The 16452-nt window shown below is 35.5% G+C and carries 16 protein-coding genes and 1 rRNA gene; 9 read left to right on the forward strand and 8 right to left on the reverse strand.

The features are described 5' to 3' along the window. Positions 1–26: 26 nt before the first annotated feature. Positions 27–203, reverse strand: a complete 177-nt coding sequence (locus tag BUB45_RS19945) for a hypothetical protein (RefSeq protein ID WP_162985873.1) — start codon at positions 201–203, stop codon at positions 27–29. A gap of 197 nt (positions 204–400) precedes the next feature. Here BUB45_RS19945 and BUB45_RS14865 point away from each other — a divergent pair, with 197 nt between their 5' ends. From BUB45_RS14865 to BUB45_RS14875, 3 genes are all read left to right on the forward strand, one after another. Then, the gene (locus BUB45_RS14865) at positions 401–580 is read left to right on the forward strand and encodes a gamma-type small acid-soluble spore protein (RefSeq protein WP_073011385.1); all 180 of its coding nucleotides are present in this window, start codon (positions 401–403) and stop codon (positions 578–580) included. A 312-nt stretch (positions 581–892) separates the two neighbouring features. Further along, entirely contained in the window at positions 893–1420 is a 528-nt protein-coding gene (ntdP, locus tag BUB45_RS14870; RefSeq protein WP_073011388.1) for a nucleoside tri-diphosphate phosphatase, read from the forward strand. A gap of 226 nt (positions 1421–1646) precedes the next feature. Then, positions 1647–3410 (forward strand): ABC transporter ATP-binding protein, encoded by a 1764-nt coding sequence (locus tag BUB45_RS14875; RefSeq protein ID WP_073011391.1) that lies wholly within the window; start codon positions 1647–1649, stop codon positions 3408–3410. 269 nt (positions 3411–3679) lie between these two features. Here the strand turns inward: BUB45_RS14875 and BUB45_RS14880 are convergent, their stop codons facing one another. The 6 genes from BUB45_RS14880 to BUB45_RS14905 form a co-directional block, all read right to left on the reverse strand. After that, complete coding sequence (locus BUB45_RS14880) at positions 3680–3925, reverse strand: DNA alkylation repair protein (RefSeq protein ID WP_073011393.1); 246 nt, start codon at positions 3923–3925, stop codon at positions 3680–3682. A gap of 181 nt (positions 3926–4106) precedes the next feature. Beyond that, positions 4107–5402 (reverse strand): glutamate-1-semialdehyde 2,1-aminomutase, encoded by a 1296-nt coding sequence (locus tag BUB45_RS14885; RefSeq protein ID WP_073011395.1) that lies wholly within the window; start codon positions 5400–5402, stop codon positions 4107–4109. A 209-nt stretch (positions 5403–5611) separates the two neighbouring features. After that, complete coding sequence (locus BUB45_RS14890; RefSeq protein ID WP_073011398.1) at positions 5612–7534, reverse strand: ABC transporter permease; 1923 nt, start codon at positions 7532–7534, stop codon at positions 5612–5614. Further along, positions 7509–8285, reverse strand: coding sequence for an ABC transporter ATP-binding protein (locus tag BUB45_RS14895; protein ID WP_073011401.1), 777 nt, complete (start codon positions 8283–8285; stop codon positions 7509–7511). Before BUB45_RS14895 ends, BUB45_RS14890 begins: the two co-directional genes overlap by 26 nt. A 183-nt stretch (positions 8286–8468) precedes the next feature. Then, on the reverse strand, positions 8469–9473 hold the full coding sequence (locus BUB45_RS14900; RefSeq protein WP_073011405.1) for a sensor histidine kinase: 1005 nt from the start codon (positions 9471–9473) through the stop codon (positions 8469–8471). After that, on the reverse strand, positions 9473–10171 hold the full coding sequence (locus BUB45_RS14905; RefSeq protein ID WP_073011408.1) for a response regulator transcription factor: 699 nt from the start codon (positions 10169–10171) through the stop codon (positions 9473–9475). The genes BUB45_RS14900 and BUB45_RS14905 overlap by 1 nt, the downstream gene beginning before the upstream one ends. A 395-nt stretch (positions 10172–10566) precedes the next feature. Between BUB45_RS14905 and BUB45_RS14910 the strand changes: the two genes are divergently transcribed. From BUB45_RS14910 to perR, 4 genes are all read left to right on the forward strand, one after another. Next, complete coding sequence (locus BUB45_RS14910; protein WP_073011410.1) at positions 10567–10992, forward strand: potassium channel family protein; 426 nt, start codon at positions 10567–10569, stop codon at positions 10990–10992. 57 nt (positions 10993–11049) lie between these two features. Continuing rightward, a complete protein-coding gene (gene bcp, locus BUB45_RS14915; RefSeq protein WP_073011413.1) occupies positions 11050–11520 on the forward strand; it encodes a thioredoxin-dependent thiol peroxidase in 471 nt (156 codons plus the stop codon). 638 nt (positions 11521–12158) lie between these two features. After that, the gene (locus tag BUB45_RS14920; protein WP_073011415.1) at positions 12159–12710 is read left to right on the forward strand and encodes a cob(I)yrinic acid a,c-diamide adenosyltransferase; all 552 of its coding nucleotides are present in this window, start codon (positions 12159–12161) and stop codon (positions 12708–12710) included. A gap of 360 nt (positions 12711–13070) precedes the next feature. After that, positions 13071–13529 (forward strand): peroxide-responsive transcriptional repressor PerR, encoded by a 459-nt coding sequence (gene perR, locus BUB45_RS14925; protein WP_073011417.1) that lies wholly within the window; start codon positions 13071–13073, stop codon positions 13527–13529. A 218-nt stretch (positions 13530–13747) separates the two neighbouring features. Here the strand turns inward: perR and BUB45_RS14930 are convergent, their stop codons facing one another. Further along, positions 13748–14140 (reverse strand): YgzB family protein, encoded by a 393-nt coding sequence (locus tag BUB45_RS14930; RefSeq protein WP_073011419.1) that lies wholly within the window; start codon positions 14138–14140, stop codon positions 13748–13750. A gap of 324 nt (positions 14141–14464) precedes the next feature. Here BUB45_RS14930 and BUB45_RS14935 point away from each other — a divergent pair, with 324 nt between their 5' ends. Beyond that, a complete protein-coding gene (locus BUB45_RS14935) occupies positions 14465–15331 on the forward strand; it encodes a nucleotidyltransferase-like protein (RefSeq protein ID WP_073011420.1) in 867 nt (288 codons plus the stop codon). An 848-nt stretch (positions 15332–16179) separates the two neighbouring features. Beyond that, positions 16180–16452: ribosomal RNA gene (locus BUB45_RS14940) — 16S ribosomal RNA — on the forward strand; the annotation flags it as partial.

A 16452-nucleotide genomic window follows, 5' to 3' on the forward strand; every position in this document is an offset into this window, starting at 1 on the left:
AATATTTTGGCGACAGCCATCGTTTTTTATTTTTTTCTTGCTTGCATCTCTTTATTAATTTCATGCAGGATGCTTAGTCCTTCTGGGTTTATATATGGCAAAAGCTGTGACAAAGCGTGTTGAAAATAATCTAATTCATTCTTATCCCAATCTTGTTTACTGATCATGGAAAGTTCTGTGAAATCACGTCTGTTTTCTTCCATAACTCACCCTCCAGTAAGTCCATAACAATTTCAGTTATAAGATAAAGCTATATAAATACCCCGTTCTTAATATGCGTATTTGACCAAGGTTTTATTCGTTTATGGAATGAATAACCAAAAAATCATTATTTTACTACAAAAATAATGGATAACTTCATGTGTTGTCGGACAAATTAATTATTGCGGAGGTGATATTGATGGCTAAAAAGCAACAACCAAACCAAACTTCTACTGGTACAAACATTCAAAAGGTTAAGCAACAGAATCAACAAGCCGCTCAAGGGCAAGGTCAGTACGGTACAGAATATGGTGCTGAACAAACAAATGCTCAAGAAGTAAGAAAGCAAAACCAAAAATCTCAACAAAACAAAAAGTAACGATTTATAGCCTCAATTATGCCAAGGACTATACCAAAAGCTGAGTTAAAGCTTTTGGTATAGTCCTATTTTTATTTTGCTATAGGAGTAAATTTTTCCTGTTTATAGTATAAAAAACGACAGCTTTTGTTTTAAGACTTGCAACAAGTATAGTTTTCTCTTGCTTTCTTAGTAGGATGGTATATTTTGTAAATGGAAACAGGCAAGATGTTTACATATTGAAAATGAATTACTTTATATTTCTCTCTATTACCATTATAATAATATGCATGATTCGTTATGGAGGTTTTTTGTAAAGGAAAGGGAGATTGAATGGTTGCTCCGATCCCAGGAACTAATATACAAATACAAAGTTATAAACATAATGGACGGTTGCATCGTATGTGGACAAACAGTCTTGTTTTAAAAGGGACAGAGACCGTTGTTATCGGAGCAAATGACCGAACAGAGGTAAAAGAAAGCGATGGTAGGTCATGGTTTACGAGAGAACCAGCTATTTGTTATTTTCATGCAGCGCATTGGTTTAACGTCATCGGTATGCTTCGAACAGACGGTATTTATTACTATTGTAATATCAGCTCTCCATTTCTATATGAGCATCGTGCAATTAAATATATTGATTATGACTTAGATGTAAAAGTTTATCCAGATATGACATATACTTTATTAGATGAAGACGAGTATGAGCTACATCGACAACAAATGAAATACCCAAGTAAACTTGATTATATCTTACATCACCAATTGAATATTCTTGTAAGGTGGGTGAGACAAAGGTATGGTCCTTTTTCACCAGGGTTTGTCGATGAATGGTATGAGCGATACTTAACATATCGATAAAGCAAGAACGAAAATAGAATGATTACACCTTGTTACAAATGAGTAGCAAGGCTTTTCTTTGCACTGTAGGAAAGTAAAAAGTCTATAAATATAAGAAAAAACTACAGCTTTCGCTATCATACCTGGCGACAAGCAGGTTCTAGTGTTGGCTTGATGCTGCAATTGTATCGTGTATTTAAACGGACAACTGCTTTTACTTTATTTTTTCGTAAAGGACGTATTCGAAATGAATTCAATGAAGCAATATATGTATTTTGTAAAACCTTACAAATGGAAGATATTTTGGACAGTTATAGTCGGGATTGTTAAATTTGGCATTCCGTTATTAATGCCTTTGATCCTAAAATTTGTAATTGATAACATTATTGGTAATGAAGCACTGAGTCAAACGGAAAAGACAACCCAACTTATTTGGTTGATGGGAACTGCTTTTATCATTTTCTTTGTTTTACGACCACCTATTGAATATATTCGACAATATTTAGCTCAGTGGGTTGGAAATAAGGTGCTTTTTGATATTCGGGACCGTTTATTTGACCATTTACAGCGTTTAAGTTTGAGATTCTATTCCAAAACAAAAACAGGCGAAATTATTTCCCGGGTAATACATGATGTCGAACAAACAAAAACGTTTGTCATTACAGGACTAATGAATATTTGGTTGGACCTGATAACGATACTGATTGCTATCGGAATTATGTTGTCGATGGATATTGAATTAACCATTGTAGCTATTATTCTATTTCCTTTGTTTGGTTTTTCCATTAAATATTTTTACGGAAGACTGCGGCAACTCACTCGTAAACGCTCACAAGCGCTTGCAGAAGTTCAAGGTCATCTACATGAACGCGTGCAAGGCATGCCGGTAACGAGAAGCTTTGCATTGGAAGATTATGAACAAGAACAATTCGCTAAAAGGAATAATAATTTTTTGAACAGAGCACTGGAGCATACAAATTGGAATGCTAAAACTTTTGCAGTAACGAATACAATTACAGATGTAGCACCTCTGTTAGTAATCGCGTATGCGAGCTATCAAGTTATTCATGGTCATTTAACAATGGGAACAATGGTCGCTTTTGTCGGATATATGGAACGGGTGTATAGCCCGTTAAGAAGATTAATTAATTCTTCGACAACACTTGTGCAATCGATCGCTTCCATCGACCGCGTTTTTGAGTTAATGAATGAGAAATATGATATTACAGATCGACCTCATGCGGCGGAATTAGATAACCTACGTGGTGAAGTAACTTTTGAGCATGTTTATTTTCAATATGAGGATGAAGAACAGGCTGTGTTAAGGGATGTTTCCCTTCATGTGAAAGAAGGAGAAACCATTGCTCTTGTCGGTATGAGTGGCGGAGGGAAATCAACGTTTGTAAGTCTCATACCACGTTTTTATGATGCTACGAGTGGAGCAATAAAAGTAGATGGAATTGATGTTAGAGATGTGAAGGTGCGTTCACTACGAGATCAAATTGGAATGGTACTACAAGACAACACCCTGTTTAGCGAATCAATCGCAATGAATATTCGCATGGGCAACCCTCATGCTACGGATGAAGAAGTGATGAAAGCAGCTAAAGCGGCAAATGCTCATGAATTTATTCAGCAGTTACCATATGGCTATGATACGCTTGTTGGTGAACGAGGTGTGAAATTATCAGGGGGACAGAAACAACGAATTGCCATTGCACGTGTTTTTTTAAAGAATCCACCAATGCTTATTTTTGATGAAGCAACATCCGCTCTTGATTTAGAAAGTGAGCATACGATTCAAGAGGCAATGGAAAAATTGGCATCTAACCGAACAACGTTTATTGTTGCGCATCGATTAGCCACAATCACGCATGCGGATCGTATTGTCGTAATGGAAGATGGAAAAATTAAAGAAATTGGAACGCATCATGAACTGATGCATAAACAAGGAATATATTATAATTTGTACCAAGTGCAACACCTAGACACTACTGTTGAACAAGGTTAAGCAAAGAAGCATACGTGATAGCTTCAAAAAATAAAATTGGAATTAGATGATGATTCGCACAATGCGTGTTATGAAGGTTTTTAATTCACTATAGGAAAGTTGGTTCATAGTATAAGAAAACGGTATGAAAGTTTTACATGATCGGGGCGAGTAGATTACCGCCCCGTAGCTTTTATTCCACCATAGGAATTAAAACATATGTCTAACAATTTTTACATGTTCACTTCCTTCTTAAAGTGAACATGCGAGTATATAAAATCTAAATAGTATCAAGACTTGTATTGCGCGAATTGAATGAAAGTTGTTTCATCTTCAATGACGCCACAAGCTGCGCACTGGATTTTAAATTTAGGCCCTTGATACATGATATGAAAGGTTTCCACTTGATTTGTTTCATATGTCTCGACTATTTCTCCCGTTTGTGCATCCATCTTTATCGGGTTTGCTACTTGATCAATTTTGTTAAATCTCGTCTTATTTGTTTTGCAATTGGGACAACAATATGGCGCTTGCATTATGATCCTCCTTCTGTTCTTTTTCCTATTATTCTAATAGAGAGGTTGTTTTATGCATACGTAAAAGGACTGCTTGTAACTTTACAAACAGTCCTTGCTTACTATATAGGGAACCATCAAGCTGTTTAAATGAGATTCGTTTCGGTATTACGAGCGATAAGCTAACTTACTCTTATGTGGCTTACTTCGTTTGCATGTGTTGAAATGTTTTCTCTACAGCCGCGATGGTTTCTTCAATATCTTTTTCCGTATGTGCAATGGTTAAGAACCAAGCTTCATATTTTGATGGGGCTAGGTTAATTCCTTGGCGAAGCATGAGGCGGAAAAATGTTGCAAAGCTTTCTCCATCGCTAGCCTCAGCTTGCTCATAATTGGTAATCTCGCCATCACCAAAATATACGGTAAGGGCTCCGCAAAGTCGATTGACGGAAATGGAAATATTGTATTTGTCAGCTTTCTCTAAAATTCCCGTTTCCAACTTTTCACCAAGCTGATCAAGCTTTTCGTAAAGGCCATCTTCTTGTAGTACTTCTAGGCATGCTATTCCAGCTGCCATGGAAGCTGGATTTCCAGCCATCGTTCCCGCTTGGTAAGCAGGGCCAAGCGGAGCTACTTGTTCCATGATCTGTTTTTTACCGCCATATGCACCAATTGGTAGACCACCACCAATGATTTTACCCATAGCTGTCATATCAGGTTCAATACCATATATTTGCTGAGAGCTTCCATATGTAAAGCGAAATGCAGTAATTACTTCGTCATAAATAACGAGGGCTCCAGCATTGTGTGTAAGGTCGTTGACAGCTTGGAGAAAGCCTTCCTTAGGCTCTACAATCCCAAAATTTCCAACGATAGGTTCAACAAGCACAGCTGCTATTTGGCCTTCCCAAATATCTAAAGCATGTTTCAACGCTTCTATGTTATTAAAAGGAACCGTAATAACATCTTGGGCTACGGATTCCGGGATACCTGCTGAATCAGGTGTACCGAGCGTTGCTGGACCAGAGCCCGCTTCTACGAGGACAGAATCAAAATGTCCATGGTAACAGCCAGCAAACTTAATAATTTTTGTTCGGTTAGTATAAGCTCTTGCAACACGAACAGTGGTCATTACGGCTTCTGTACCTGAGTTGACAAAACGCACTTTTTCCAACGAAGGAATGGCTTGCTTCAGCATTTTAGCAAACTGGTTCTCTAATTTTGTTGGTGTACCATATAACACACCATTCGTAGCTGCGTGTGTAATCGCTTTGGCAATATGTGGGTGCGCATGCCCTGTAATAATTGGCCCGTAAGCCCCTAAATAATCAATATATTTATTACCGTCGACATCCCAAAAATAAGCGCCTTCCCCTTTTTCCATGTAAACGGGTGCGCCGCCTCCAACTGCTTTATAAGCACGTGATGGTGAATTAACACCTCCCACAATATGCTTCAATGCTTCCTGATGAAGTGCTTCTGATGTTGAAAAATTCATAATTATTTTCCTCCTAGGTTACATGAATCCATGTAATTGTATACCAATTACCTAAATATGCAATACGTATCTTGCAAACTTGTTGAAAACTGGAATCATGCCTTGCTTTTAAAACTTTGAAAACATGGTGTATTCACCTGAGCCCTTTAGCTCCTGTTGTAAAAAGTAAGTTAATCACCTATTTTATAGCTTATCAGATTAGAGTGCTGTTATAAAGCAGAAGAGCGTGCCGCTTTTTTAAGTCTAGAAAGGTAGAAATTACGAATAAAAATAAAATTGATAAAGTGCACAATAAAATAAAATGAAATAATATACATACTAGGTATGAGCACAGATGATGCAAGCATATTTTGTAATGCTTTATAGGCAAAAGCAGCATGAATAACGGCTACGAAAAATGGTAGAAAAAATAGAAAGGCAATTTGCCTCGTTGCGATTTTCTTCATTTCTTTATTTGTTAAGCCAATACGATAAAGTGAATAGTAATGAGCAATGTCCTTATCAATACCTTGATACATACGGAAATAAAGAATCGATCCAGCGGCTAGAAAAAATAGCACACTAATAAAAATCCCAAAAAAGAACAAATACGACACTGCTTCTTTGAAACCTGTATAGAAGACTGCCCTGGAGCTTTTATAGAAAGCATCACTTGAAGCGGCGACTTCTGCTTGTTCTATTTCATCAACATATTCTATCCAATTAGGTATATTCGCCGTATAATAATAGGCTTCTTCTCCGTATTTTTGAAGTTTGTTAAATGTAGAATCTGATACAACTAGGTTGCTACCCCAAAAAGCTGTGGCGTTCGTCGTGTTTTCCTTTAGCTCGATTTTTAGTTCTATCTCTTTTTTACCAGTAAAAAATTGTAATTTATTTGGTATAGGTGGAATATATGGACTAATTACTTCTTGGGTAAGTAATATGGCTTCATTATTTTTTAATGCTTCGAGTTGTTTCTGCTTATTTGTATCCATCATTTTATTGTAATCGGAAAAACCAAACACGAATACTTCCACATCGTCCCATTCAGCTATATTCGAGGTCGATGATGTTTTTACAGCAGGGATGATTAAAGATTGAAACGGCATTTGTGACTTACGAAAAATAGATTCTACTTCTTGAATAGTTTCATTGAATTCCGCTTTATTTTCTTCGCCTTCTGCTAGCAAAGAGTAATCTTGTGGTACGAAACGTTCGCTTTCTTCTTCTGCTGCTTGGAATAGCCCGTACAATACCCCGGAAGATGTAAAAGCAACGGCGCTTAATATAGTGACCATAGAAAGTAACTTAGCGTTGTCTTTTAATTTATATGTTAAGTCGGAAATAATTAATAAATTTAATCGTTTGTAAAAAATACGTTTTCTGCTTTGTAAAAAGCTAGTTAAAGCGATACTAAACTGGGTAAATAAAAAATATGTCCCGGGAATAATTAGTGCTAAAATAATAAACATGCGGTATGTCATAGATATAAGGTCAGCAGTGTATGCTAAATAATAGGAATAAGTAACAGCAGCTAACGCTAGTACGCTTATAATCCAAGAGAAACGCGGTTTTTTCCTTGGTGCTTGAGCGCCACGAAATACTTCCATAACCGATTTTGTTCGCAATGTAAGTACAACAAGCAGCGAATTGATTTCAAACATAAAAAAGAACAGTATTACGGTGATAGCAATCGCCTTCCAGGACAAATAAAAGGAAAACACTTCCCCCGTTCCTAAAATGACAGAAAATATCATTAAGAAAAGCTTCGTGAATAGAGCTCCTACTAATATTCCTGCAACGATAGAAGTTAGACCAATAATTGTATTTTCCAAAATGAGCATTCGATTTAACTGAAATTTACTAATTCCTAACGTTGTTAAAATACCATATTCTTTCTTGCGTGATTTAATAAAGGCAGACGTTGAATATAGTACAAATAAAAAAGAAAACAGGTAAATAATGACTTCAGAAGCAATGATTCCCGATTTTACAGCATCAATAAAGTCGTATGTTGCTATTTCAGGGTGGAAAATAACTACGGCATACATAAAAAAAACGATGACAGCAAACATACAACTTAGAAAATAACTTAAATATGCACGTGTATTACGTTTGACATTATTAAAAGTGAACTGTCTGAAGGTCATGGATGTTTCCTCCCAATAATGACTGCATGTTTAATATCGCTTCAAAAAAAGTTTGTCGATTGTTACCTTGATGTATTTCGTTATACAACTTTCCATCTTTAATGAAAATGACTTTTTGGCAAAAACTTGCAGCAAACGGGTCATGCGTTACCATTAGTGTTGCTGTTTCATAATGCTTTTGCAAGTGACTTAGCGTATTCATTACTTGTAGTGACGCTTTAGAATCTAAATTACCAGTTGGTTCATCAGCAAATATAATGGAAGGATTATGAATAAGCGCTCTAGCGATGGCCGCTCGTTGCATTTGACCACCAGATACTTCCATAATACGTTTTTCTAAAATATCTTCAATGCCTAATTGTTTAGAAATGATATGTAATTTTGGTGTCATCTCTTTCACTTTTACTTTATTTAATGTTAAAGGGAGCAAAATATTTTCTCCAATAGTTAATGTTTCCAATAAATTAAAGTCTTGAAAAACAAACCCCATTTCTTTTCTTCTAAATTTCGCCAATTTGTGATGAGAGAAAGAAGTGACATCTTCTCCATGAATAATAATTTTTCCCGAACTCGGTTTATCAATGGTCGACAGTAAGTTTAGCAAGGTCGTCTTGCCACTTCCTGAAGGTCCCATAATACCTATGAATTCTCCTTGTTGTACAGTAAGCGTAAATTGGTGCAAAGCTTCGTACGAAATTCCACGTTTGCTACCGTACGTTTTGGATAAATTTTCTGCTTGTAGTAACGGCATATGTGCACCTCCCTATTTGGTAGCGATTTTATACTATGTTTAAAAAGTTAGGTTATATAGTTTTTACTTCAAACGTGTTTATAACTAAACGAATTTATTCATCATAATTCTATAATACAGGAGCCATATATCCTATTGATTTTTCTTTCAAACAGTAATGGTTAAGCTTACAAGGTTGTAAGCCTAACGATGACTAAAATGGATGGACACGGTAGTTCCTTTTCCTTCTTCAGATGCAATGGTTAACTCGTGTCCAAGTTCTGTACAAATTTGTTTAGATAAATATAGACCCATTCCTGTTGATTCTCTAAATTTCCTCCCATTTTTCCCGGTGAAAAAGGGATCAAAAACTCTGTTGATGTCTTCACGCGGAATTCCGTAGCCAGTATCGGTGATTTGCAATACCAGTTTATGATCGTCGGATAAACTTGTACAAAAATATATTTTGGCTACTTCGTCTTTCGAATATTTGATGGCATTGGAAACAGCTTGACTAATTACAAAACGGAGCCATTTAGAATCGGTTGTTACCACGTATTTTTCTTCAATGGTAAGTTCAGGATACACTTGGTTACGAATAAAGCTAGATTTAAATTCTTGAATAATATCTTTAACTAAATCTCTTAATACAATTTGTTGTACTTGAAAATCACGATCAAACTTTTGCAATCGAGATTGGTATAAGGCTAAATCTAAACCTTGTTGCATACGCTCTAATTCTTCGTGCATACTGTGCAAGAAATTTTGGGACAACTGTAATTTTTCTTTTTGCAAAGTTAGATGCATGACAGAAACAGGTGTCTTCATTTGATGCACCCATTGTTGAATGAAATGAAACTCCATTTGTTTTTGTTCTTTCAACTGCTCGATTTCTTCGGCGTAGCGGTTTGTTTGTGCATCATGTTGCTGCTTAATATTTAAAAGTAATTGTGTTGGCGGATCTGGTAGCCACGTTGCATTATCCTTGTCATGATGGATTGTCACGTAATAATCACGTAATCGGTAATAACGATAGGCCAGAAATAGGAGTAATCCAAATGTTAATAAAATAAATAAATAGATAATCAAATCCCAGTCCATTGGTACAGCTTTAATACCATAAAATAGCTGAACGATGAGGATGAAAACAATTAACTGTGTGTAAAAGAAAAGTATGGTTGGGACACTATCTTTGAGAAAATCTTTCATTATTGTTCACTCCACGTATCGATCATTTTGTATCCGGCACCACGAACGGTTTGAATACTTTGGTGCACACCAATATCTTCAAGCTTTTTACGTACGCGCGTAATATTAACGGATAACGTGTTGTCATCCACAAAATGTTCGTCATCCCATAGCATTTCCAATAAGAAGGTTCGTGATAATACGTGATTTACATTCTCCATAAATGCTTTAAGTAGAATAAATTCATTTTTTGTTAAAATAGCTTTATGCCCGTTAAGACTAACTTCCATTGCAGTTAAATGTAAGCATAAATCACGAATCTCTAACAAGTCTATAGGTGTACTTGAGGCGTATTCTCCATAGATTCTACGCATAATTCCTTTTATTTTTGCCTGAACCACATCAAAGTTAAATGGCTTGGTAATATAGTCATCGCCACCGTTTTCTATTGCCATCACCTGATCCATACCTGAATCACGTGCGGAAATAAATATAATTGGACAATTAGATATACTGCGGATTTTTCGGCACCAATAAAACCCATCATAGCTAGGAAGATTAATATCAAGTAATATTAAATGTGGTTCAAAGACTTGAAACTCTTCTACAATACGGTCGAATTCTTGAACAAGCTGTATGTCGTATTCGTATTTTTCTAGATAATCTTTTAATAAGTCAGCAATTTTTTTGTCATCTTCTATAAGATAAATTTTCTTCATTGGATTCACCTTCCTTTTCTACTTTATAGCTAACCCACCAACAATCCTCCGCTGTGCCACAAGTAAATAGTTAATGCTCGAACAAATTCATGTATTTTAGGTTAAACAATTAATTGGTTCATAAAAACTAATACAATTAATTTTTAAGTCGCTATTACTATATAAAAGCTTACATCTTATTTTACTCTATCTCTTTTAGAATTTGAACTGTACTCTTTTTATAGGGGTATTTTATTTGAAGAAACGGTTTTGGAATTTCTATAGTCTGTCTTATGGAAAACGATAGAAGTCGTCATCAATTGTTCTTGGGAAGCCACGTTTTACTAAAAGTATTGACAACCATGTCTAATCCTTTGCATAAACTAATAATACTATGCAATTGGAGAGGGTGTGCTATGTTAGCGTGGTTACTAATCATTGCTGTCACTTTTGTTATGGGTAGGAGCTTCATTGATTTTATCCATGTAGGGAAAATGCAGACGTATATACGACGCAGTGGCTTTTCATTAGAGTTCTTTTATATGTTATTAATTATTTATGCAGTAGTTATCGTTGGATTCGGACTCATTTATTTTGTGCTGTCCATGCAAGATATCGTACTTGTAGAAAATGGAGAATTGAGACAAGTGAGTATACTTGACGCCCTTGGACAGGCTGTTTATTTTAGTGGGGTAACAATGCTAACAATCGGATATGGTGATATAACGCCTGTTGGTATTGGGAAAATTATCGCCCTCATGCAGGCCTTAATTGGTTATATATTACCTACTGCTTTTGTGTTAAGATTAGTGCAATACCAAGATCAGAGCAGGAATCAGTGAATAAGTAGGCGAATATATGATATAGTAGAAACGCAACTATTGGATGGAGGGATAACGATGACTGTACAAGTAGGAGAAAAAGTAGCGGATTTTTCTCTACCAAATCAAGCTGGAGAATTAGTTCGTTTATCTGATTATAAAGGAAAATATATCGTTTTATATTTTTATCCAAAAGATATGACACCAGGCTGTACAACAGAAGCTTGTGATTTTAGAGATGCGCATGAGAGCTTTGAAGATCTTGATGCGGTGATTATTGGTATTAGTCCTGATCCTGTTGCATCGCATCAGAAGTTTATTGATAAGCATGACTTGCCATTTATGTTATTGGCTGATGAAGAAAAACAAGTGGCAGAACAATTTGGTGTTTGGAAACTAAAGAAAAACTTTGGCCGAGAATATTATGGTATAGAACGCTCCACGTTTATTATAGATAAAGAAGGCGTGTTACAGAAGGAATTCCGTAAAGTAAAAGTGAAGGGGCATGTAGAAGAGGCGCTGTCATTTATTCGCGAGCAATTGCAGTAAATATGTAACAAGTGGCCTCTCATAGAACTTTACTATCTTTATAACTAAAGGCAAACTAACGGAAGTGCTCTTAGCTCTCATGTGCACTTACTTTTAATCCGTCGTTTTAAGGGCAGATAGTCGATTTTGACTATCTGCTTTTTTATAGTCTAGGAAATTATAGAAATTTTGCAGCTGGATAAACTTACTAAGTTATTTAGCCACGTCCGGCTCCGGCGCCCAGCAACTAGGCGACTTCACGAATCGCCCTACGATAAGTCATCATTGGTTCGTTCCAGTCGCTACGTTGCTAACCGGGCACTTGCGCCTTTGTTCTTTACGGTATAGGGAAACTTTAAGTGTTTTTAACTTTTTTATTAAAGAATTAGGAATAAGCCTGATATTTTAACAAACAATGAAGAAAGGTAGCGATACATTCAATTTATTGTCATCATGGGTAATAAGCTAAGTCTTTATAACGAAAAAATTTAAATTTTCGTATTGGGAACAAGTTTTTAAAAACGGTTATAAGACGATAAATTTTTAATAGCATACTAGGGAAAAAGAACTCTTATTTCTATGTTAAAGTGTTAAATTCTTTTATAATTTAAAAGCATAAAGGATGATAAAAACTGATAAATTAGGAGGGTAGGATACATATGCGAATATATACACGTTCTGGAGATAAAGGAAAAACATCGCTTATATATGGTGAGCGTGTGAATAAAAATGATCTTCGCGTTGAAGCGTATGGAACTTGTGACGAGGCAAATTCGATGATTGGTTTAGCTATTAGTTATTTGCAACAAGAGAGTACGTTTAAAGAAAAAGAGTTTGTTATCGAAGAACTTTCCCGTGTGCAAACATTGTTGTTTCATGTTGGTTCAGAGCTAGCTACACCATTAGATAAAGAAGTCCCTTGGAAATTAACCGAGAAGCATATTGAAACATTGGAAAAGCAAATTGATGATTGGGATAAGCAGTTAAAGCCGTTAAAAAATTTTATTTTGCCATCTGGAGTACCAGCCTCTTCGGCCTTGCATGTCGCTAGAACAGTATCGCGAAGAGCAGAACGTCTAGCTGTAGGGATAGAAAACGTCAATCCATTAAGCCTTACTTTTCTGAATCGCTTATCGGATTATTTATTTGTTGCAGCGAGATACATGAACCAATTGCTTGAAGGAGAAGAAAGAACTTTGCACACTACATGATTTTTGTAGCAGAATAATAGCGTAAGCAGCCTTCTTAAGATAATACCTAGAAATGTGTATTATAGGAAAGTATGAAGTTTTAATTTTTATAGTAACAAGAAAAACTACAGCTGCTTCCGTAAAAATTTGATAAGCCAAGTTTTTCTAATATGAGAATGTAGGTAAATGTGTGTATGCATGTAATTGATCTGTGCGGGGTAAAATAATTATAATATGATTACTTGTTAATAGAAATTCTACGCAAACAATTATTTTAAGGGGCTATGATTGACAGAACGCGGTTGTAGGGCTTAAACTATTTATAAAGATTATAATTTAAGAATAGAATTATTTTTGTATAAACTACTGAAAGTGAGGTGGATGAGGGTGTCTGAAAACAGATTGCAAGAGGCTATAAGCACATTAAAAGCATCAGGCGTCCGTATCACTCCACAACGACATGCGGTTCTTGAGTACTTACTCAATTCGATGGTTCATCCTACAGCTGATGATATTTATAAAGCTCTTGAGGGTAAGTTTCCTAATATGAGTGTCGCAACGGTTTACAATAATTTACGTGTATTGCGTGAAGTAGGCCTCGTTAGAGAATTAACATATGGCGACTCTTCAAGCAGGTTTGATTGTAATACTTCAGATCATTACCATATTATTTGTAACTCATGTGGAAAAATTGTTGACTTTCATTATCCTTCGTTGGATGAAGTCGAGGCATTAGCTGAGCAGGTAACTGGATTTAAAGTCAGTCATCATCGCATGGAATTGTATGGTGAATGTGAAGAATGCCAAAAAGAAGAAAAAAACAAACAAAAAAGTGGATAATGAATGTAAAAAAGTCTCGATTGCATTTAGCGATCGAGACTTTTTTACAACTACAGGAAATGACAGTGCGTATTTCACTATAAATATGGCACTAAGCCAAGTTCTTCTAAACTTTAATTAGAATGCAATGCGTGTGTGTTTGTATTCCGAATATAAATGTGCTGTGAGAAACAATATTCATACCCAATAACCATCTAAATAGGCTGACGCGGGAATGGTTATTTTTTTATAGAACTTTCCTCTTTTTTCATTGCTTTCCAATAGCGCCTTGTATTGTATTTTTCATCAAATTCTTTACCTTCTAATTCTTTATCCAGTGTCAATGGTTGTTTACAATGCATACAGGCGTCAACGCGGCCAAGCATCTTTGTTGGTTTTTCGCAGCTTGGACAAATAATCGGCACTGCTTTTAGCGATAAAGTCCCTATCCAAAGGTAAACTACACAACTTAAGACGACCATTATAACCCCTAGGATGAAGAATGTAACCATAAGCCATGGAATTTTTTTGGTTAGTATGCCACCATACATAAGAAGAATTCCAGCAAATATAAGAATCAATGCAAAGGATCTAATTTTGTTTATTTTGCTTGAATATACGATTTGAGCCATGATGTCCCCCCTTAACCCCTTCATAAGTAGTATAGCATATATTATATGAAAAAGATTTGATAATTCAATTCGCATTTTGTGTTGTCTATTACCGAATAATGAGCTGAAAAAATCATGCACTTCCCTGAACCCTTTTATATTCCATTCCTAAGAAGACTACTTAAAAACAAATAAGACTAGGAAAGAATTTGACTAATAAAAGAGGGAATCGAACCTTTTACAGCGAATGTAATATAATACGACAATTTATGCAAGTAAATGTACATATAAATGACATTCTATGTCGATTTAAGTTCATATCTGTAAACAAATGGAGGAAAAGTAATGGAACAATACTTGCGATCAATTTATCAACACCATGCTAGCAATTCTGATGTATTAGGAATTTTAATATTGGAAAAAACGAAGCCTGATAGCCCAATAACGGATAATTTCGATGTCGTTTTACTTATCATTGTTCAAGAAGCTGAAAAAACTTGGAATGTGAAACACTATGAATTTGCGGATAAAACGTGTGCACTTCATATAGTAACGGAAGAACTATTAATGGAATGGATAGATACGAGCGGTTACCGGAATGCAGTGGAGTGGATAATTTATGGTAGAATCATTTTTGACCGAAATGAATTTTTTAATAATTTAAAAGCTACGTTGCAAAGCTTTCCAGATGATAAACGAAATTTACGTAAAATCATGGAGTTTGGTAAGCTTATAAAAAGCTACAATGAAGCCAAAGAGTTATTTGAAGCGGGTGAATATATGGATACGAATAGTAAAATTTTATATTCACTTCATTATTTGGCTAGATTGGCTGTTATTGAAAAAGGGTATTATCCGGAAGTAACTGTTTGGAGTCAGGTAAAACAAATTGATATTGAAGTTTATAAACTATACGAAGAGTTTATAGAAAGTAAAGAAGAACTGAAGAAGAGAGTACAGTTAATGTTAATCGCTATGGATTATGTCATTAAAGCAAGAGCAAATATGGCTGTAAAGCATTTGTTAGATATGATGCACACAAAAAACGAATGGTACTATGGCGAATTAAAAGCTTTGCCTAAGCTTCAGCCTTATTCTCTAGACTTATCAGCGATTATAACGTACCTTGTTGATAAAAATATGTTAATAACTGCTACAGAACAAACAAAAGGTGAAGGAGTGTATCATAGAAAATATATGGTAAGTAAATAGTGGAACGATTTTTTATACTATAGCAAGTAAATCATAAAAGCTTAAAGGTTTATAGCATAAAAAAATCGGGCTTCCACGATAAAGAGTTGGAGATGAGCCAATTATTTCCAATGTTTTTTAAACGGTTATTTTGGGGTAATGAGCAAGAGGTTCGTCATAATTGTGTTCAACACGCCCCTTTCTATTTTGCTTATTTGCAATGAAATGAAGTATAAATTAAGAACAACTTTTATATGTATTAAATTTGTTGCACTAGTGATGTAAGGAAATGAACTTTTAATATAATTAAACTCTAAGACGTTTTCATATGAAAAGGCACTTCAGATTTCGAAAAGGAAAAGGTTAAAGATTACTACTCTATTTCAAAGAAAGAAAGAGAACTGCTCATTTGTATCAGAACTTCAAATTCCCATCGCAATATTTAAATTTTCATAGTATAAGAGAAAGGATTGTTTTAGCAAAAAATATAAAAAAGGATTGACTTTAAAATTAACACATGGTACAGTTATAAGCGTCGCAAAAATTGCGTTGGAAATTAGCGGTAAAAATGTTCGAAAAAACTTATTGACATATCTTATAGAAATGTGTTAAGTTAATTAAGTCGCCATTTTGAATGAATAAATCACAAAAAAACTTTTTGAAAAAAGTTGTTGACAAGATTTTTAGAAAATGGTAAACTTAAGAAGTTGCGTCAAAAAAAGACGGACTAACATATTTGCTCTTTGAAAACTGAACAAAACAACCAGTATGTCAAGAAAAAAACAAACCCTGTTTTTTTCTCAAGAAATAAACTGAGAGAAATCTCAGCAGCTAAGAATGATGAAGAACGGTGTTCATCATCACAAACTTTTATGGAGAGTTTGATCTTGGCTCAGGACGAACGCTGGCGGCGTGCCTAATACATGCAAGTCGAGCGCGGGAAGCAAGCAGATCTCCTTCGGGAGTGACGCTTGTGGAACGAGCGGCGGACGGGTGAGTAACACGTGGGCAACCTACCTGTAAGACTGGGATAACTCCGGGAAACCGGGGCTAATACCGGATGAAACAAAGCGTCGCATGACGCAATGTTAAAAGGCGGCATATGCTGTCACTTACAGATGGGCCCGCGGCGCATTAGCTAG

It is taken from the genome of Virgibacillus chiguensis, assembly GCF_900129865.1.
Classification (GTDB): domain Bacteria; phylum Bacillota; class Bacilli; order Bacillales; family Amphibacillaceae; genus Virgibacillus; species Virgibacillus chiguensis.